This is a genomic window from Hymenobacter bucti (assembly GCF_042681145.1).
Classification (GTDB): domain Bacteria; phylum Bacteroidota; class Bacteroidia; order Cytophagales; family Hymenobacteraceae; genus Hymenobacter; species Hymenobacter bucti.
This window is the reverse complement of record NZ_JBHUFD010000001.1, coordinates 880,593-899,186: the sequence shown is the minus strand read 5'-3', so window position 1 is coordinate 899,186 and position 18,594 is coordinate 880,593. Positions and strand designations below refer to the sequence as shown.

At 61.5% G+C, this 18,594-nt stretch carries 16 protein-coding genes; 8 read left to right on the top strand and 8 right to left on the bottom strand.

Features of this window, described 5'->3' with window-relative positions; genetic code table 11:
• Positions 1–81: 81 nt before the first annotated feature.
• Complete coding sequence (locus ACFSDX_RS03690) at positions 82–966, top strand: class I SAM-dependent methyltransferase (RefSeq protein WP_382311830.1); 885 nt, start codon at positions 82–84, stop codon at positions 964–966.
• Positions 967–1,075: 109 nt separating this feature from the next.
• Entirely contained in the window at positions 1,076–2,026 is a 951-nt protein-coding gene (locus ACFSDX_RS03685) for a Ppx/GppA phosphatase family protein (protein ID WP_382311829.1), read from the top strand.
• 42 nt (positions 2,027–2,068) lie between these two features.
• Here the strand turns inward: ACFSDX_RS03685 and ACFSDX_RS03680 are convergent, their stop codons facing one another.
• A complete protein-coding gene (locus ACFSDX_RS03680) occupies positions 2,069–3,148 on the bottom strand; it encodes a zinc-binding metallopeptidase family protein (RefSeq protein WP_382311828.1) in 1,080 nt (359 codons plus the stop codon).
• 399 nt (positions 3,149–3,547) lie between these two features.
• Between ACFSDX_RS03680 and ACFSDX_RS03675 the strand changes: the two genes are divergently transcribed.
• From ACFSDX_RS03675 to ACFSDX_RS03665, 3 genes are all read left to right on the top strand, one after another.
• Entirely contained in the window at positions 3,548–4,996 is a 1,449-nt protein-coding gene (locus ACFSDX_RS03675; protein WP_382311827.1) for a circularly permuted type 2 ATP-grasp protein, read from the top strand.
• 223 nt (positions 4,997–5,219) lie between these two features.
• Entirely contained in the window at positions 5,220–6,149 is a 930-nt protein-coding gene (locus ACFSDX_RS03670; protein ID WP_382311826.1) for an alpha-E domain-containing protein, read from the top strand.
• 150 nt (positions 6,150–6,299) lie between these two features.
• The gene (locus ACFSDX_RS03665) at positions 6,300–7,283 is read left to right on the top strand and encodes a transglutaminase family protein (RefSeq protein WP_382311825.1); all 984 of its coding nucleotides are present in this window, start codon (positions 6,300–6,302) and stop codon (positions 7,281–7,283) included.
• A 90-nt stretch (positions 7,284–7,373) separates the two neighbouring features.
• Here ACFSDX_RS03665 and ACFSDX_RS03660 read toward each other — a convergent pair whose 3' ends face one another.
• Both ACFSDX_RS03660 and ACFSDX_RS03655 read right to left on the bottom strand, forming a co-directional pair.
• Positions 7,374–8,672, bottom strand: a complete 1,299-nt coding sequence (locus ACFSDX_RS03660; RefSeq protein WP_382311824.1) for a TonB family protein — start codon at positions 8,670–8,672, stop codon at positions 7,374–7,376.
• Positions 8,673–8,674: 2 nt separating this feature from the next.
• Entirely contained in the window at positions 8,675–9,112 is a 438-nt protein-coding gene (locus ACFSDX_RS03655; protein WP_382311823.1) for a BlaI/MecI/CopY family transcriptional regulator, read from the bottom strand.
• A 344-nt stretch (positions 9,113–9,456) separates the two neighbouring features.
• Between ACFSDX_RS03655 and ACFSDX_RS03650 the strand changes: the two genes are divergently transcribed.
• Positions 9,457–10,518 (top strand): Ldh family oxidoreductase, encoded by a 1,062-nt coding sequence (locus tag ACFSDX_RS03650; RefSeq protein WP_382311822.1) that lies wholly within the window; start codon positions 9,457–9,459, stop codon positions 10,516–10,518.
• Between the two features lie 87 nt (positions 10,519–10,605).
• On the opposite strand, the gene ACFSDX_RS03645 is transcribed toward ACFSDX_RS03650, so the two are convergent.
• Together ACFSDX_RS03645 and ACFSDX_RS03640 are read right to left on the bottom strand one after the other, a co-directional pair.
• A complete protein-coding gene (locus tag ACFSDX_RS03645) occupies positions 10,606–11,250 on the bottom strand; it encodes a phosphatase PAP2 family protein (RefSeq protein WP_382311821.1) in 645 nt (214 codons plus the stop codon).
• 288 nt (positions 11,251–11,538) lie between these two features.
• Positions 11,539–11,808 (bottom strand): hypothetical protein, encoded by a 270-nt coding sequence (locus ACFSDX_RS03640; RefSeq protein WP_382311820.1) that lies wholly within the window; start codon positions 11,806–11,808, stop codon positions 11,539–11,541.
• Between the two features lie 509 nt (positions 11,809–12,317).
• Here ACFSDX_RS03640 and ACFSDX_RS03635 point away from each other — a divergent pair.
• Together ACFSDX_RS03635 and ACFSDX_RS03630 are read left to right on the top strand one after the other, a co-directional pair.
• Positions 12,318–13,670 (top strand): alpha-amylase family glycosyl hydrolase, encoded by a 1,353-nt coding sequence (locus tag ACFSDX_RS03635; protein WP_382311819.1) that lies wholly within the window; start codon positions 12,318–12,320, stop codon positions 13,668–13,670.
• 68 nt (positions 13,671–13,738) lie between these two features.
• Entirely contained in the window at positions 13,739–14,125 is a 387-nt protein-coding gene (locus ACFSDX_RS03630) for a DMT family transporter (RefSeq protein WP_382311818.1), read from the top strand.
• A 37-nt stretch (positions 14,126–14,162) separates the two neighbouring features.
• On the opposite strand, the gene ACFSDX_RS03625 is transcribed toward ACFSDX_RS03630, so the two are convergent.
• Genes ACFSDX_RS03625 through ACFSDX_RS03615 form a run of 3 tightly spaced genes read right to left on the bottom strand, consistent with a single transcriptional unit; the run spans position 14,163 to position 18,416 of the window.
• Positions 14,163–14,933: a LytR/AlgR family response regulator transcription factor gene (locus ACFSDX_RS03625; RefSeq protein WP_382311817.1), complete on the bottom strand. Its 771-nt coding sequence runs from the start codon at positions 14,931–14,933 to the stop codon at positions 14,163–14,165.
• Between the two features lie 39 nt (positions 14,934–14,972).
• Positions 14,973–15,980: a sensor histidine kinase gene (locus ACFSDX_RS03620; RefSeq protein WP_382311816.1), complete on the bottom strand. Its 1,008-nt coding sequence runs from the start codon at positions 15,978–15,980 to the stop codon at positions 14,973–14,975.
• Between the two features lie 33 nt (positions 15,981–16,013).
• Positions 16,014–18,416, bottom strand: coding sequence for an outer membrane beta-barrel protein (locus ACFSDX_RS03615; protein WP_382311815.1), 2,403 nt, complete (start codon positions 18,414–18,416; stop codon positions 16,014–16,016).
• Positions 18,417–18,594: the final 178 nt, after the last annotated feature.

Genomic DNA, 18,594 nt, shown 5'->3' with positions numbered 1-18,594 from the left:
GACGTTCGCTTACGCAGATGCTCGCTGCGCGAGCGCTCGGACTCGCAGAGCCCAAGCTACTGGCGGCCGTACTTTTGCCCCGTGTACGACTTCCTCACCACCTCGGCCTGGCCCGATTACGAGCTGCTCGACAGCGGCAATTTTCAGAAGCTCGAACGCTTCGGCCAGTACGTGCTGGCCCGGCCCGAGCCCCAGGCCATCTGGGATATGGCCCTGCCCGCCAGCGAGTGGGCGCGCGCCGATGCCACCTTCGCCCGCGCCCCCGGCAGCACCGAAAAAGGCCAGTGGAGCCTCAAAAAAGGCATGCCCGAGCAGTGGGTTATCGCCTACGAGCGGCCCGACGGCTTGAAGCTGAAGTTTCGCCTGGGCTTATCATCATTCAAGCACGTGGGGCTGTTTCCGGAGCAAGACCCCAACTGGCAATTCATTTATAACCAGACCCGTAAGCGCCAGGCCAAGCTACCTAGGGTACTCAATCTCTTTGCCTACACCGGTGCGGCCACGCTGGCCGCCCGCGCCGCCGGGGCCGACGTCACACACCTCGACTCGGTGAAGCAGGTCAACTTCTGGGCCCGTGACAACATGGAGGCCAGCCAGCTCGACGGCGTGCGCTGGCTGGTCGAAGATGCCATGAAATACGTGCGCCGCGAGGTGAAGCGCGGCAGCAAGTACCAAGGCCTCGTCCTGGACCCGCCCGCCTACGGCCGCGGCCCCAACGGCGAGAAATGGCAGCTCGAAGACGAGCTAAATGAGATGCTCAAATTAAGCCAGCAGCTGCTCGACCCCGAGGACCATTTCTTCGTGGTGAACCTGTACTCGCTGGGCTTCTCGGCCCTGATTCTGGATAACCTGACCCAGGCCATTTTCCCCGGCCCGAAGGCGGTGCGTGAGCTAGGCGAAATATACCTGCACGACGCCAGCCAGCGCAAGCTACCCCTAGGTACGTTCTGCCGGTTTGCCACTTAAATCAAAGAGTGAAGGAGTGAGGGGTGAATGAGTGAAGTATTTTTCGGACTCGCTCGCTAACCTGCCAACTCACTCCTTCACTCACTCGCTCCTTCACTTACTGCATACTATGCACGCTCCCGTATTGCACCGCCGCCTGGCCCTTATCGACATGGGTACCAACACCTTCCACTTGCTCATTGTGGAAGACCGGCCCGGCCAGGCGCCGCACATTCTGGTGCGCACTAAGGTAGGCGTGCGCCTGGGCGAAGGCGGCATCAGCCGCGGCGAAATCGCGCCCGCGCCTTACGCCCGCGCCCTGCAAACGCTGCGCGGCTTCAAGGAAGAAATCGAATTGCACCAAGCCACGGAGGTGCGCGCCACGGCCACTAGCGCCATGCGCGTCTCGCGCAATGGGCCCGACTTGGTGCGCGATATTCTGGACCAAACTGGCATTCAGGTCGAGGTAATCGGCGGCGAGCGCGAGGCTGAGCTCATTGCTAAAGGCATCCGCCAAGCGGTAGTTCTAGGTCAGGAAAAACACCTGCTAATGGACATCGGCGGCGGCTCGGTCGAGTTTATCATCGCCAACGAAGACACCATTTTCTGGAAGCATAGCTTTGAAATCGGCGCGCAGCGGCTGCTCGACAAGTTCTTTACCGAGCCCAGCGGCGTTTTTCCCCGTGAAAGCCTGCGCGCCCAAATCGCCTACCTGGCCGAAACCCTGGCGCCGCTCACAGCGGCCGTAGCCGAGCACAAGCCGCTGGCCAGCCTAGTGGGCAGCTCCGGTAGCTTCGATACGCTGGCCGACCTCACGGTGGGCCGCGTGCGCAAAGAATCAGAACTGCCGCCGAGCACTTGGCTGTCGGTAACCAACTTCGAGCATCATTTTGCGCAGCTGCTGACGCTGGACCACGACGAGCGGGCGGCGCTGCCGGGCATGTTCCCGATGCGAGCCGATATGCTGGTAGTAGCTAGCGTAATTGTCGAATACGTGTTGAAAACCTACGGACTGACGCGCATCACGACCTCGGCTTTCGCCCTGAAGGAAGGGCTGCTGGCTGAACTGCTGGGTAAGTAAGTTCAGGGTAGCGTAAAGCAGAGCTTCACGCTACCCTGAACCTCACGCCCGGCTGACCAGCCCTACCCTATCGCCGGCTACTTTGTGGATGAAGGCCAACTTGCGCTGCACGTCGGGGCTGATGATGAAGGGGTACGGGTCGGGCTGGCCCATGCTGCGGTTGAGGCTATTAAGAGCGAAAGTGAGCGGCAGCCACATGGCCATAATCTGCCCGAAGTCAGCTAATTGGTAGGGGTCCTGGATGGCGGCGCGCAGACCCTGCTCCGAGAGCTCTTCAAGCGGCTCTAGGCGCAGGCCGTAGGCGTGGCCGGTTTGCAGCGTGTCGATGATGTGCAGGTAGTGCGCCCAGGTTTCGGCCCAGTCCTCCCAAGGGTGGCTGGTGGCGTAGGAGCTGATGTAGTGCTGCTGCCAGTCGGGCGGCGCGCCCTGGGCATAGTGCTTTTTGAGCGCTTCGCCGTAGTCCTGGCGGTCATCGCCAAACACCTGCCGAAATTCCTCTAGGTCGGGAGAATTGTCGATGAGGCGGTCCCAATAGTAGTGGCCTACCTCATGGCGGAAGTGCCCCAGCAGGGTGCGGTACAGCTCGTGCATCGACTGCCGCGCCTGCTCGCGCTCGATGGCGTCGGCCTCGGCTATGTTAATAGTGATGAGACCGTTGTCGTGGCCCGTCATCACGCGCTGCTCGGGGCTTTCGTCGGCTTTGAAGTCAAATTGCAGGCCCTCGTCGGGGTACACACGCTTGCTCACTACGGGCAGGTGTAGGCACAGCAGGCCGTACACGAGGCGGTGCTTGGCCACTTCAATATCTTGCCAGCGCTGCAAAAAGCCGGGCTGCCCTAGGTCGGGAATCGTGCGGTTGAGGTCGCAGGCCAGGCAAAAAGGAGTGGTGCTATCAGTGGGTACCAGCCAGTTGCAGGCGCAGTGCTCGTGGTTGTGGCAGTAGGTGTAGGTGCAGCTGGCGGGCTCGTTGTATAGGCGATAGGTGCGGCCGTCGGGCTCGGCCACCAGGGGCCGCAGCCGCAGCTGGGTGGCCTCAAAACCCAGCGGGTAGTGGCATTTTTCGCACTGGCTGTTCTCGAAATACAGCACTTGCCCGCAGTGGGTACAGCTAAAGAGTTTCACGGCAAATCGGCTTGGTAACGTGGGGGTGAACGGACGGCGGGGCGTGGGGTTGAGCACTGGCACCGGAAAATAGTGCACAGTTCTGCTTATCCTAGACCAGGGTGCCAAGCGAAATTTTTATATCTATACCGTTATCAATCAAAATTTTATGTTTTACAATACTGTTGCCGTGCAGCGCGCAGCGAAGCCCTGCGCGTGCAACAGTAAAATTCCAATGCTTGGGGCTACTGCGCGCCATGAGCTACTGCGCTACGCGCTGCACGACGGCCATCCTTTCACACCCCTCCTACTTCGCCTACAGTACTTAATTAAGAATTTTAGTTGTTTATTTAGCCCCAAGTAATCGCTTTGCTAAGCGTTTTCCGCGTAACGCCCTTCTATTTTAACCCTATTAGCCTTATGCCGACCAATCCGCTACTGCGCTCGTACCCCGAGCAGCCTCAGGTGTGGGACGAGATGTTTCGGTCCGGCGACGTGCGGCCCGAGTACCAGGCCTTCGTGGCGGCCCTCGCCGACCTGGCCGGCGCCGAAATGACCCGTAAGGACGAGCTCGCCAAGAAACTCTTTATGAGCCAGGGCATTACGTTCACGGTGTACAGCAGCGGCGAGGGCATCGAGAAGATATTTCCGTTTGATGTTATCCCGCGCATCATCTCCAATAGCGAGTGGCTGCGCATCGAAGCGGGCATCAAGCAGCGACTGAAGGCGCTCAACATTTTTTTGAAAGACATTTACCACCAGCAGTTTATCCTTAAGGATGGCGTGGTGCCGGCGGCCCTGGTGTACTCGTGCCCGCAGTTTTTGCGCGAGATGATGAACGTGGCCGTGCCGCACGACGTGTACACGCACATTGCGGGCGTGGACCTGATTCGGGACCACGACGGCGAGTTTTACGTGCTCGAAGACAACCTGCGCACGCCCTCCGGCGTGTCGTACATGCTCGAAAACCGGAGCATCACGTACCGCATCTTCCCCGACCTGCTGCCCAAGAGCAACGTGCTGCCGGTCAAGGACTACCCCGATTTATTATACCGCAATTTGCAGGCCCTGGCCGACCGCCAGACCAGCGACCCCACGGTGATACTGCTCTCGCCGGGCATCTATAACTCGGCGTATTTTGAGCACAGCACGCTGGCGCGCCTCATGGGCATTCAGCTGGTAGAGGGCCGCGACCTCATCGTGCACAACCACTTCGTGTACATGAAAACCACGAAGGGTCTGGAGAAAGTGGACGTTATCTACCGTCGCGTCGATGATGAGTTTCTCGACCCGCTGGCCTTCCACCCCGACAGCGCCCTCGGCGTACCCGGCCTCTACTGGGCCTACCGCAAGGGCAACGTGGCCATAGCAAACGCCATGGGCAATGGCGTGGCCGACGACAAGGCCGTGTACTGCTACGTACCCGACATGATACGCTACTACCTCAACGAGGAGCCGATTCTGAAAAACGTGCCCACCTACCAGCTCGAAAATGCCGAGCACCGCGAGCTGGTTTTCAAGGACATGGACAAGATGGTCGTCAAGCGCACCAACGAGAGCGGCGGCTACGGCATGCTCATCGGCAGCGCCGCTACCGAGCAGGAAATGGCCGCTTTCCGCGAGGCCATCACCGCCGACCCACGCAGCTTCATCGCGCAGCCAATTATCAGTCTGTCCTCCACGCCGTGCTACATCGACGGCAAATTGCAACCTAGGCGCATCGACCTGCGGCCATTTGCGCTGTGCGGGCCGGATGGCATCGACATCGTGCCGGGCGGGCTCACACGGGTGGCCCTGCGCGAGGGGTCGTTGATTGTGAACTCTTCGCAGGGCGGGGGGTCTAAAGACACTTGGGTTTTGGGGAATTAGGCCCTGGCTTGTTACCCCACCCCCCCGGCCCCCTCCCCTTCGGGAGAGGGGGAGCCGAGCGCAAGAGTTATAAATGAAAAATTGCAATGAACAGTCCGCGCTAACAAGCTCATTTTTAATTTATAATTCTTAATTTTTAATTTCTACGTCAGGCTCCCCCTCTCCTTTTCGGAGAGGGGGCCGGGGGGTAAGGCGCCCCGCCAGAACGGAACTCCTACCTACTATGCTTTCTCGCGTTGCCGATACTATCTACTGGCTGGGCCGCTACATGGAGCGCACCCAGGCCATGCTTCAGGTCATTCGTATTCAGTATATTGCCTCGCAGGATGAGCCGCATTACTGGGGCTGGCAGCCGCTGCTGCACACCTTTGGCGACCTCAGCGACGCGGACCTGGCGCGCAAAGCGCCGCACACGCCGCAGGTGCTCTACCACCTCATTTTCGACCGCGAAAACGGTGCTTCGGTGTACCACAACATCGTGCGCGGGCGCGAGAATGCGCGCGCCGTGCAGGACCACATCACCAAGGAAGTGTGGCAGAGCCTGAACGACTACTACCACCTCATCCGGCGCGATGACGTGGCGCACCTCACCCTAGGCGAAGACCCCATGTCGGGCTTCGAGGCCTTGCAGCAGCAGAGCGTGCTCTACGTAGGCACGGTGCAAAATACCATGCCCCGCGATGAGGGCTACATTTACCTCAAGCTGGGTAAATTTCTGGAGCGCTCGCTGCAAACCGTTGATTTACTGACGCTCAACCAGCACCTTTTTGAGCAGGAAGACACCGCCCACTCGCCCGAGCTGCGCTACTTGCTCTTCGGTCTGCTGGGCTACGAGCTGTACGTGAAAACCTACCAGGGCCAGATTGACGCCACGAGCGTACTGGAGCTGGTACTCTATAACCCCGATTTTCCGCACTCGCTGCTCTACAGCCTCGGGCAGCTGCTGCGCTACTGCGAGCGCCTCAAGGATAAGAGCCGCCCCGAGAGCTACGAGCAGCTGCGCTTCCTCATTGGCAAGGCGCGCACCACGGTGGCCTACAGCACGATGCACCCGCAGCACGATGGCGCCCTAGGTCAGTTTTTGACTCAGGTGCGGAGCGAGCTGCTGGAAGTAACGGCGGCGCTGAGCAACCTATATTTCGGCAATACCTAGCAGAAAACTAACCGATTGTCCTTGCGAGCGCAGCGAAGCAATCGCACCTGCTGAGCATCTGAACGGATTTTGAACCGCTCGCTGACAATTCGTTGTGATGCAATTGCTTCGCTACGCTCGCAACGACAAAACTTACATTAGAAGTGAAATATGTCCGTCTATAAAATTCTGCACCGCACGCGCTACACCTACGCCGCGCCCGTTATCGACTGCGCCAACCAACTGATGATATACCCGCTGCCCGACCACCGGCTGACGGTGCGCAGCCACGTCGTCAGCATTACGGGGCAGCCGGAGGTGGCCCTGTTTACCGACCATTTTGGCAATCAGGTGGGCGTGTTTTCGCTCATTCAGCCGCACGCCGAGTTGCTGATAGATTCGGTGGCCGAGGTCGAAACCCACGCCATCCAGTTTCCGATGGACGAGGCCACGGCCGCCGCGCAGTGGGAAAACCTGGCCAGCCTGCGCTTCGATGTCGAGTTTATGGACTTCCTCAAACTAGCGCCTTCCGAGCTGGAGCCCGAGATTCGGCAGGCGCTGAGCAGCATCGTCACCTTCGGGGCCAAGCCGCTCAAGCAGGCGCTCGAACTCTCGGAGTACGTGCACGATAACTTCCAGTACCAGCAGGGCGTGACGAGCATCGAAACGCCGCTGGAGGAAATCTGGCGCGGCCGGGCTGGGGTTTGCCAGGATTTTACGCACCTGCTCATTTACCTGCTGCGCCTCATTGGGCTGCCCGCCCGCTACGTGAGTGGCTACGTGTGCCCCCGCGAGGAGGGCGTACGCGGCGCGGGTGCCACCCACGCCTGGGTCGAAGTCTACGTGCCCTTCTACGGCTGGCTGGGCCTCGACCCCACCAACAACTGCATCGTGAACGACGGCCACGTGCGCATGGCCATCGGCCGCAATTTTGCCGACTGCACCCCCGTCAAAGGCACCTACAAAGGCACCGGCGCGCATACGCTGGAGGTATCGGTTCACATCGAAAATGGCAAGCCCATCCCCGGCAACGAGGTGCCCGAAGCCCCGGTCTACGTGCAGCAATCGCCCGCCGCCGCGGCCGCCCCGCCCATGAACTCGTACCGCAAGTACATTACCTGGGAGCAGCAACAGCAGCAGCAACAGCAACAATAGTTGTAGGCCCCTGAGTCAGCAGCACAACGCCCGTTAGGTAGCTTTTAGCTATCTAACGGGCGTTGCTTTTTCTGAGCAGCTATTTGCTACCTAGGGCTTATTTCGAAACTCGACGGGAACCGTAAAGCTTACTGCCACCGTCCGGCCATTTTGCTTACCTGGCTCGAAGCGTGGCAACTTCTGGATAGCGGCTAGCACGGCTGCATCATAGGCTGGGGCGAGGCCTTTCACAATTTTGGTATCCCTGACGCTACCATCAGCCATCACAGTGAAGCTAGCAAACACACGGCCTTCCTGATGTGCGCCGGCCGGGTACACGAAGTTGTTCGAAACCTGCCTAATGATGGCTCCCGACCCACCACCGCCGGGCAGCTGCGGCATCTGCTCAACGTAAGTGTACACGTGGCTGGCCTCGGCAGAGGCTTGGGCCGCCCGTTGCTCGGCAGTGGAGGGCACAAGTACGGGCGGCGGCGGCGGCGCAGTCTGCGCGCTGGCCGACTGGCCAACTACTGCGCACAGGCCCGCCAACAGCGGCAGGGCTAACCACTGCTTCCAGCGGCGAACGGGCATTTTGCTTTGCAACATGGTAATGCGAGTTAGGGTGAAAGAAAGGATAAAGGGCTGAAGCAAGGAGAAATGACTACCGCCCACCGCGCGACGGGTAGCGAGGCGGGCCAATAGCGTCGCGTACACCGCGGCAGCCGTTGGTTGGTCGCTCGCCTGCGTAGCGGCGCGGTCGGCCAGCAGCTCATGGGTAAGGCGCAAGGGACCTAAGAGCAAATGAATGAATGGATTGACCCAAAGCACGGCACGCCATGCCTCCAGCCAAAGCACGTCGTAACTATGGCCCTGGCGCACATGAGCCAGCTCATGGTCGAGAACGGTAGTAGCTTCGGCTGCCGTTAGCTCGGCGGCCTCATTCCAAAAAACAGTGCGGCCAAACGAGCTGGTTGGCAGCCGCCCACCAGTGTAGGCTAGCACGTAGCCGGGGCGCGGCTCGCGGGGCAGCTGCCGCGCCGTGCGCCGCAGCTGCCAGACCTGATAGAGTAGTCGCCCCAGGCCCACGGCCACCCCGAGCAGGTACACGCTTAGTAGCCAGGGCCAGCCGGGCCAGGCAGCTGCTCCGGTAGCCGCTAGGTGCAGCGTAGGCAGAGCCACGGTAGTGTTAGCGGCTGGCCAGCCTGCCGTTGCGATGGTTGGCAGCCAATTCGATAGCGTAGGTCGTGGCAGCAGCGGCAGTAGCCCGGCCACTACCGGCGCCAACAGCAGCAACACGCGATTGTACCCATAGCACTGCTCCTGGCGAAGCACTACCCTAAACAACAGCCACAGAGAACCTAGGGGCAGCACCGTGCTGGCCAGCCAGCTTGCAACAGAAGGAATAGTCATGGCTAGGGGGTAGAAGGAGTGGGAGCAGCGGGCGGGGTAGGCGCAGCGAGTTCGTCGTCGGCAGCGAGTGGCACCTCGGTCTGGGCCTGGCGCAGCAGAGCGTCGAGCTGGGCGGCGTCGAGGTTTTCGTCTTGGGCGAAGAAAGAAACGAGCTGCGTAAACGAGCCGCCGAAGTAGCCGCGCAGCAGCTTGCGCAGCGAAAAGCGGCGGTAGTCGTCCTGCGCCACTAGGGCGTGGTAGCGGTAGCCGCGGCCCACCGGCTCGTAGCCCACGAAGCCCTTTTGCTCCAGAATCCGCACGATGGTGCTCACCGTGGTGAGGGCCGGGGCGGGCGCAGGCAGCTCGGTCAGCACGTCTTTGACGAGGCTGGGGCCGCGTCGCCAGAGGATTTGCATCACCTGCTCTTCGGCGCGGGTGAGTTCGGGGAAGGGAGGTTGCATAGGCAGCGCGAATGGTTGACGAAACGAAGTACGTCACTTTTCAACGTAAATCTTAGTTATTAACTAATATTTACGTTGAAAAGTATCAACTTATTTATAATCAACAGCTTTATTTTATAAGCCATCCCCATCCGGGCTACTCACAAAGCAGCTGTCCTTGCGAGCGCAGCGAAGCAATCGTACCTAAACAACTCGTCTTGGTGCGATTGCTTCGCTGCGCTCGCAAGGACAGCTGCTTTTTAACAACGCTACCTCCGCCTTTCAGAAGCGTAGTAGGTTTGTGTGCTACACCTACTCGCCCCACGCCGCGCCCTTGCGGCCCAACTGAGCGTTCGCTTTTCGCCATGACGTTTTCTTACCAACAGCTTTTTACCTTCGCCGAGCAGGTTTTCCTGAGCATCGGCTGCCCGCCCGACGATGCCACGCTGGCCACCGAAACCCTGCTCTCAGCCGACCTGCGGGGCGTGGACTCGCACGGCGTGGCGCGGCTCTCGGGCTACGTGCGCCTCTGGGAGGCGGGCCGCATCAACGCCACGCCCAGGGTGGGCATCACCTACGAAACGCCCAGCACCGCCGTGGTCGATGGCGACGGTGGCCTCGGGCTGGTAGTAGGGCCAAAAGCCATGCGGATTGCGATGAGAAAAGCCGAGCAGGTGGGCACCGGCTGGGTGTCGGTGAAGAACTCCAACCACTTCGGCATTGCCGGCTACCACGCCATGCTGGCCCTGGCCCAGGACATGATAGGCGTGGCCATGACCAACGCCTCGCCGCTGGTAGCGCCTACTTATTCACTTGAGCGACTGCTAGGTACTAACCCCATCGCGGTGGCCGTGCCGGCCGGCGAGCAGCCCGATTTTGTGCTCGATATGGCCACCACCACGGCCGCCAACGGCAAGCTCGAAATCGCGCAGCGCAAAAACCTACCCATCCCCGAGGGCTGGGCGCAGGATGCCGAAGGCCGCCCTAGCACCGACGCCAACACCGTGAAAAACGGCGGCGCCCTGCAGCCCCTAGGTGGCGCCACCGGCTCGCACAAAGGCTACGGCCTGGGTGCGGTGGTCGACATCTTTTCGGCCGTGCTCAGCGGGGCCAATTACGGGCCGTGGGTGCCGCCGTTCGTGGCGTTTCTGCAGCCTTCGGCCAACCCCGTGGGGCAGGGCCTAGGTCACTTTTTCGGCGCCATGCGGGTCGATGCCTTCCGCCCCGCCGACGAGTTTAAAGCTCACATGGACAATTGGATAACTACTTTTCGCGAAGCGAAAGCTGTGGAGGGCCAGCGCGTCCTCATCCCCGGCGACCCCGAGCGCGCAATGGCCGCGCACCGGCTCCTCGATGGCCTGCCGTTGCTGGAAGCCGTGGTGAAGGACCTAGAAACCGTGGGAGCGAAGTTTGGCGTGAAACTGTAGGGCTTTTATCAAAGCGACCATAGTAAAAAGCGTTTGTCATGCTGAGCGTATCGAAGCATGACAAACGCTTTTTAGGTTATGAAAAGCCTACCGGCCAATAGCCCTGGAAGCCCCCAGCTGCACCAGCAGCACCCAGCCCACGGCGCTGCTCCAGCCGGCCAGCACATCGGAGGGGTAGTGCACGCCCAGGTACATGCGCGCCCAGCCGACGCCCAGCGCAAACAACGGGGCCAGCGCCCACACGCGGCGGTGGCGCGGCAGCACAAAAAACAAGGCTGCCGCCAGCGCCGCCGTATCCATGGCGTGGCCGCTGGGGAAGCTGAACGTGTGCTCGGGCCGCAGGCTGGGCCACAAATCGGGCCGGGCGCGCGTGGCCACGTGCTTGATAACCTGCGTGAGCAGCATCGAGCCGCCTACGCCTAGGGCAAACAGCCAGGCAGCGCGGCGGCGCCCCAGGTAGGCAAGCGCGGCGGTGGTGAGCACGCCGGCCGCTATCATGGGGCCAGTATTGCCCACGATGGTGAAAAATACGGCCAGCCGGTCGAGCGCCGGGGTGGCGTGGCGGTGCAGCGCCAACAGCAACGGGTCGTCGAACGGTACCCTGCCGCGCCCGAATACCAGCGCGGCCATGGTGCCGAAGGTGGCCCAGGCCAGCGCGGCGGGCAGCCACAAGCGCCGCGGGCGGATGGGTAGCAGGGAAGTGGGAGCAGAGCGCAGGAAGGTATCGGGCATAGCGAGTAGCTACTACTTAGGCCGGCAAATTAGCGCGGTTGCAGCGTCAGTGTACGGCCAGGCAAGTAGCGTGGCCTCCAAGCCGCGCTAGGCAAACAAAAAAAGGCAGCGCTCCTCTTCTTTGGCGAGGAAGCCACCCCTAGGGAGGTGTCGCGCAGTTTTCCGCCTTGGCACACGCTCACTTATATGCTACTACCTGCACTCATCGGCCGCGGCTTTACCGACCGCAAAAAAGGCTGCCAACCCGGTGGGTGACAGCCTTTTTTGAGTTGAGCTTGTCGCCCGAGGCTACAGCTGGGTGGCAGCCGAGCTAAGCGTCTGGCCGAGCTGCATGAGCTTGTCCTGGGTATCGGGGGTGGCTGAGGCGGCGGCTTCCGTCGTCAGCTGCCCGAGCTTGCGCAGGCTGCTAGCTACCTCGCTGCCGTCGATATCGCCGCTGCTCAAAATGTCTTGCAGGTTTTCCAGTTCCGTGCTGACGTTGGTCAGCTGGGGGCTGTCTTGCAGCAAGTCAGTCCAGCTCGAAATGTTGTCGCCGGCCGCGCCAGCGGCACCGGTCAAGCCGCCGCTAAGTGCAGTGAGCGTAGAGTCTAGTAGGCCGCTTGCTGATGAGGTGGTAGCCATGGTGGTAGGGAGGGGGTTGGGTGAAGTAAATTACTAGACTACCAACGGGGCTACTGGCTACTTGTTAGGCGGCGAGCGTGCAACATTCCGGCATTGCCACAATATGTAACCTAGGCTTAACATGCTTATTGTTAATTTTTTATCTGACCAGCTTTGGTCTGGTTGAGCTTAGCACCCTGGGCCTGTTGCTTAGGCAAATCTTCGTCACCTGCTTTCCCGTCACCCTGTGCCCCTTAACTACCAACGGGCGCTGCTTAGCGGCTCATCGAGCCGGCTGGGCCAGGAAGTCGTGCCGCGCTAGGCCCTCGGCTACGAGCCGCGCTACACGGCCGAATACCTAGTACCCCAAGCACTTGCCGCTGCCGGGCGGCCAGCCGCGCAGATTAATTTCTAACTAGGTACCAGGCTGGCGCGTAGGCAGGGCAACAACCTGCTACCGCCACCTAATGACTGACCCACACCCCCAGACCCACCTATTTACCGTAGCCCACCCCGACTGGGCCGCCACCGCCACTATCTACGAAGTAAACCTGCGCAACTACACGCCCGAAGGCACCTTTCGGGCCTTCGAGGCGCACCTGCCACGCCTGGCCAAAATGGGCGTGGTTATCGTGTGGCTGATGCCGATTCACCCCATCGGGCAGGTGGGGCGCAAGGGCACCCTGGGCAGCCCGTATGCCGTGCAGGACTACTACGGCGTGAACCCCGAATTTGGGACGCTGGAGGATTTGAAGCACCTCGTGCAAGCCGCGCACGACCTAGGACTCAAGGTTATCCTCGACTGGGTGGCCAACCACACCAGCCGCGACAACGCCCTCATCGTCGAGCACCCCGACTGGTACCAGCACGATACCCAGGGCGCCCTGGTGCCGCCCGTGGCCGACTGGACCGACGTAGTAGCCCTAAACTACACCAACCGCGACATGCGAGCCTACATGACTGAGGCGCTGGCGTATTGGGTGCGCGAGGCTGATATCGACGGCTACCGCTGCGACGTGGCCGGCCTGGTACCCACCGACTTTTGGGACGAAGCCCGCCCGGCGCTCGACGCCATCAAGCCCGTCTTTATGCTGGCCGAATGGGACGAATTATACCCCTCGGGCGGTCTGAGCTGGGAGGAGTTCAACTCCGATACCAAGCTACTCGAGAAGGCGTTTAACATGAGCTTCGGGCTGCGCCTACACTACCTGCTCGACCACATTGCCGATGGTAAAGCCGACCTAGGCGACATCGACACCTACCTGGCCGCCGAGCGCGAAAAGTACCCGCCCAGCGTGTACCTCATGCACTTCACTAGCAACCACGACGTGAACTCCTGGGATGGCACCGAGTACGAGCGCCTGGGGCCGCTGGCGCTGCCCTTCGCCGTGCTCACGGCCCTCCTGCCGGGCATGCCGCTGCTCTACTCGGGCCAGGAAGCGGCGCTCGAGAAACGGCTGGAGTTTTTCGAGCGCGATACCATAGCCTGGCAGGATTTCCCGTTGCAGGACTTCTACACCAAGCTTTTTCAACTCAAAAAGCGCCACCCCGCCCTGCGTAACGGCGACCCCGAAAGCCGCTTCCAGCACCTCAGCGGCCCCGCCGGCCTCTACGGTTTCATCCGCGAGAAAAACGGCTCGGCCGTACTCGTGCTCATCAACGCTACGGCCGAGCCGCTGGAGCTGCCGGGCCAGAAAACGGTCATCAACCCGCAAAAAGGCTTGTTCGACGTGTTCAGCGGCGAGCAGCTGACGCTGGCCCAGGCCAAGGCGCGCACCGTGCCGGCCCACGGCTGGCGCGTGCTGCGCACCCGCGATTAATTGGGCAGTAGCGTGGACGCTGCGAGTCCGAGCGCGAGCGCAGCTCGCATCAGCGTTTGCTTACGTAGATGCGAGCCGCGCTCGCGCTCAGACGCGTAGCGTCCAAGCTACTTTTCTTCTTCCCTATGCCCTACGTCTTTCTCTTTCTCGCCATCATCAGCGAGGTCATTGGCACATCCGCCCTTGCGGCTTCCAACCAGTTTACGAAGCTCGTGCCCAGCCTCATTACCGTAGCGGGGTACGGCCTGGGGTTCTACTTTTTCAGCTTCGCGCTCAAAACCATTCCGATGGGCGTGGCCTACGCCATTTGGGGTGGCGTGGGCATCGTACTGGTCACGATTATCGGCTTTGTTTTCCTGAAGCAAAAGCTCGATTTTCCGGCGCTGGCGGGCATCGCGCTCATCGTAATCGGGGTGCTGGTGATGCAGCTGTTTTCCAAGACCGTGTCGCACTAGCGCCGTAGCGTGGGGTTTCAGTCCGCGCTACTGCCACCTAGGCGTCGAGCCACTTGCGAAACTCGGCGGTGGTAGCAGCGCTGGTGAGCAGGAAATCGGGGCTGTTTTTGAGCTTGATGGCGAGGCGGTCTTTGCCATAAGGCTCGGCCTTTTCGATGTACCCTAGGTTGACCAGCTCGCCGCGGTTAAGGCGAAAGAAGCGAGCCGGGTCGAGCTGCTTTTCTACCTCCGTGAGGGTGCCGGCCAGCGGGTAGCGCGCGCCTAGTTTATCAACGGCAAACACAACGCCTTCCTCGGCCAGCAAGTGCGTCACATCGTCTACGGCCAGCAGGTGCAGGGCATTGCGCAGCCGCACCGTGAAGCGCTGCTTGTAAGTGCGCGGCTGGCGCAGAGCCTGGCTTAGTTCGGCCAGCACTTCGGCGCTGAGGGTGGGGCCGGCCGGCGCGAAGCTGCGGCGCAACGCGTGGTACTTGGCCAGCACCTCCCCGAGCTGCGCGGCCGTAAATGGCTTTAACAGATACGCAATGCCCTGGCCCTGGAAAGCCTGCAGCAAAAACTGGTCATAGGCCGTGATGAAAATGATGGGGCACGTGGGCAGCACTTGGTCGTAGATGGCGAAGGCATTGCCATCAAGAAGTTCGATGTCGGAAAAAATCAGGTCGGGCATCGGGTTTTGGGCAAACCAAACCAAGGCCTTTTCGATGCTTTTGAGCAACCCAACGACGATGGCGCTGGGCTCAGCTTCGGCCAGGTACTGGATAAGCTGGCGGGCCGACGGGCCTTCGTCTTCAATAATTAGAATATTCATAGGTAGAGTCTAGTGTAGCTTGGACTCGCAGAGTCCAAGCTACATTTTCAGCACGGGCACCGTCACGGTGAAAAACTCGTCGGCTTGCACCTCGGGCTCGCGGCCGGCCAGCAGGCGGTAGCGCTCGCGCAGGTTGCTGAGGCCAGTACCCATCGACTCGACGGCCGTGCGCTTGGGAGCGCGGCGGTGGCGCACCACTAGGGCATCGGGGCGCACGGCTAGGGTCACGAGGAGCGGGTTGTCTTCGTCGCCGCGGTTGTGCTTCACCACGTTTTCGAGCAGCACTTGCAGCGTGCCGGGCACCACGAACAGGCCCGCCAGTTCGGCCGGGGCAGGCAGGCTGGTACGCTCAAACTGGTAGGCCGTGCCGAAGCGGTGGCCCAGCAAGTAGATGTATTCGTTGGCAAAGCGCAGCTCCTCTTCCAGCGGCACGAGGTCGGCGTCTTTGTGGCGGATAAGGTAGCGGTAGAGCGACGAAAAGCAGCTCAGAAAATGGCTGGCTTCTTCTTGATTTTGCTGAATGAGGGCGTAAAGAATATTGAGGTTATTGAACAGAAAATGCGGGTCTACCTGCGCCCGCAGTGACTTTAGCTCGCTTTCGGCCTGCGCTTTCTGCGCCAGCAACAAGTGCTGCTGGCCCTCAAAATAGCGTTTCCCAATGAGCAGCACCGCCAAAATACCGTAGCTGCGGGCGTGCGCGATGATGCCGCCGATGAGGTAGGTCAGCGACCAGGCGCCGTGGTATTTGCCCAGCACCACATCGTAGCCCACTAGGTACAGCACTCCGCTCAGCCCGGCCGCCGCCAGGGCCAGCAGCAGCGACGAACCTAGCCGCCCGCGCTGCATGAAGCGGGGCAGCAGCCCAAACACCAGCGCCAGCACGGTGCCCGTATCGAGCACCACGTTGTAGAACATGGCCCCTAGGGCGCGCGCCCAGCCGTCTTCGCGCACGTAGGTGGGCAGGATGACCAGCACGGCGAGGCTCCAATAGGCGGCGGTCAGCAGGTAGTCGGAGCGGTGGAGGCGGCGCGAAAAGAGCGCAGGCACGGGGGTAAGCTTAGGCACTAACTATCAGTAATACTATTCCTTATCGGTTTTCACGCGGCCGCGCTCCTCGTCGAGGCTGGTGGTGCGCTTGCGGGCGGCGCGCAGGGCCTGGTTGCCGAGTTTGTAGGTAAAGCTAAGGCGCACCTGCTGCGACTCAGTCTGGTTGAAAAACCGCACGTTGAGGTCCTGGTAGCGCACCGTGCCGCGCTGCTGGCTGGTAAAGAGCGCATCGGTAGCCGCCAGGCGCAGCTGCGCCTGGTCGTGCCAGAAGGACTTTTGCACCCCTAGGTTCAGCGCGCCGAAGGGGCGGTAGTTGAGCAGGCCATTCACACCGGCCGTTTGCAAAAAGCCCGATACTTCGAGGCCAATGCCTTTCGGCAGGCTCACTTTGGTTTGGAGGTAAAAGGTGGCCGACAGCTGGCCATTGTCATACTGCCCGCCTAGGTACTCGCTGCGGTACTGGTTGTAGTAGACGATGGTGCCGCCGTAGCCGCTCACGCGTTTACCCAGGCTGATGGGGAAATTGAGCGTCGCGCTGTAGTTGGCTAGGCGGCCTAGGTTGGCGGTGGTTTGGTAGAGCACGCTGTCTTGCTGGGCCGTGGCCAGGCTGATGGCCTCGGTGGTGCGGGTGTAGGCGAGCAGCAGCATCGGCTGCTTCTGGTAGGTGAGGCCGGCCTGGACGGAATTGGTAAGCTGCGGCCGCAAAAACGGGTTGCCGCGCTGCTGGCTGTAGGGGTCGAGGTAGACGATGCTGGGGTTCAAATCCTGGTAGCTGGGCCGGTCGATGCGGTGGCTATAGCCCAGGGTGGCGCCCAGCTTTTTGGTCAGCGGCTTGTCGAGCGAGAGGCTGGGGAAGAGCTGGAGGTAGTCGCGCGCCACCGTTTTGTCGAGGGCCATCGACGTGGCTACGGAGTGGGTTTGCTCGGCGCGTAGGCCGGCTTGCACCTGCACGCCGGCCACCTGTTGGTCGAGGCTCAGGTAGGCCGCCGCGATACGCTCCTGGTAGCGAAAGTGGTCGGAGCGGCTGGCGTCGGGCTGCCAGCCACCGGCCGCCAGCGCGCTAAAATCCAGCTGGCTATCAATGTCGGCGGCGCTGATTTTGGCCCCCGTCGCCAACTTGCCGCCAGTGCCCAGCGGGTGCAGGTAGTCAGCTTTGGCCGAGGCCAGCCGGATGGCGGTTTGCTGCTCGAAACCCAGCTGCTGGGTAGCGGCCCCTAGGTTGGTTTGCAGCCGGTTGGTGAGGCGGGTATCGTTGGCGGTGATGTAGCGCGAGTAGTCGGCATCCAGCGTCAGGGCGCGGCCCTGGGGGCTGAGGGCCAGCTTATAGTTGAGGTTGGCGGTGTAGCTGTCGGTGGGGCGGCGGCTGGTGCTGCGGGTGTCGGTGCGGCCTAGGGCGCCCTCGTTCACGGCGATGCTGTTTTCAGCTGATACAATGGTACGGGTGGTGTAGCCGCTCAGCAGCACGCCCAGCGTTTGGCGGGGCGAGAGGGCGTAGTCGGCACCTAAGCGGGCGGTATTTACGTGGGTGGTGCGGGGCTGGTAGCTCTGCTGCTGGTAGGTACGCGGCTGGCCCACTTCGGCCAGGGCACGGTCGGTATTGAGCTGTTCGTAGGTGCGGCGGTAGCTGTAGCCGTAGCTACCAAACACGTTGAGGCCGCCGGCGCGGTGGTTGCCATCCAGCGTCGCGCCGCCCTTGCCGAAACGGCCGTAGCCGCCGTTCAGGCCCACCGTGCCGTTAGTGCCCTGCTCGGCGTTCTTCTTGAGAATGATGTTGATAATGCCCGCGCTGCCGGCCGCATCGTAGGCCGCGCCGGGCTGGCTCAGCACCTCAATGCGCTCGATATTACTGCTCGGTAAGTCTTTGAGCACGCTCACCACGTCGGTGTAGTGCGTGGTGCGGCCATCGAGCAGGATGGTCAGACCCTCGCGGCCGGCCAGGCTCAGGCGATTGCCCATCACTAGCAGGCCGGGCACTTTTTGCAGCGCCTCCAGGGCCGTGCCGCCCGCCGTGGCCGGGCTAGCGGCCACGTTCACGACCAGCTTGCCGCCCTGCATTTCGAGCAGCGGGCGCTGGCCGGTCACCTGCACGCTGGCTAGCTGCTGGGCGGCGGGCCGTAGCTGCGCCACGGGTAGCACAGCGCTCGGCTGGCCCCCCGTCAACTCAAACGGCGACGAGTAATAGCGCTCGTAGCCCAGCATGGTAGCCATGAGGCGGTAGCGCCCCGCCCCTACCCCCGCAAAAGCGTAGCGCCCATCGGCCCCGGCCTGGGCGGCGCGCACCGCCAACGTATCGGGCAGTGCCTGGAGCAGCACCGTGACAAAAGCGACGGGCTGCTGCTGAGCATCGAGCAGGCGACCGGTGACTTGGCCGGTAGTTTGGGCGCAGGCCAGCATGGTGGGCGCAGCGGCCAGGCAGAAAGTAAGGAGGTGTTTCACGAGGTCGGGTCTTGAGGTAGAAGTTGCTCAAAACACGACCTAGGCCAGCCCGAAAGCAGGCGAAAACTGGCGAGGGCGGGAGAATATCCTTTGAAGTGGGGAAAAGCGGGGTCGAGCTAGTAGTATTGTGGCCAGTAGCGTGGAGCTATTACCTCTTTATCATTTCCATTTATGCGGA

Coding starts and splice junctions, on each gene's coding strand:
- ACFSDX_RS03685 (WP_382311829.1), top strand. CDS start 1,076: ATGCACGCTCCCGTATTGCACCGCCGCCTGGCCCTTATCGACATGGGT.
- ACFSDX_RS03675 (WP_382311827.1), top strand. CDS start 3,548: ATGCCGACCAATCCGCTACTGCGCTCGTACCCCGAGCAGCCTCAGGTG.
- ACFSDX_RS03670 (WP_382311826.1), top strand. CDS start 5,220: ATGCTTTCTCGCGTTGCCGATACTATCTACTGGCTGGGCCGCTACATG.
- ACFSDX_RS03665 (WP_382311825.1), top strand. CDS start 6,300: ATGTCCGTCTATAAAATTCTGCACCGCACGCGCTACACCTACGCCGCG.
- ACFSDX_RS03660 (WP_382311824.1), bottom strand. CDS start 8,672: ATGACTATTCCTTCTGTTGCAAGCTGGCTGGCCAGCACGGTGCTGCCC.
- ACFSDX_RS03655 (WP_382311823.1), bottom strand. CDS start 9,112: ATGCAACCTCCCTTCCCCGAACTCACCCGCGCCGAAGAGCAGGTGATG.
- ACFSDX_RS03650 (WP_382311822.1), top strand. CDS start 9,457: ATGACGTTTTCTTACCAACAGCTTTTTACCTTCGCCGAGCAGGTTTTC.
- ACFSDX_RS03645 (WP_382311821.1), bottom strand. CDS start 11,250: ATGCCCGATACCTTCCTGCGCTCTGCTCCCACTTCCCTGCTACCCATC.
- ACFSDX_RS03635 (WP_382311819.1), top strand. CDS start 12,318: ATGACTGACCCACACCCCCAGACCCACCTATTTACCGTAGCCCACCCC.
- ACFSDX_RS03630 (WP_382311818.1), top strand. CDS start 13,739: ATGCGAGCCGCGCTCGCGCTCAGACGCGTAGCGTCCAAGCTACTTTTC.
- ACFSDX_RS03625 (WP_382311817.1), bottom strand. CDS start 14,933: ATGAATATTCTAATTATTGAAGACGAAGGCCCGTCGGCCCGCCAGCTT.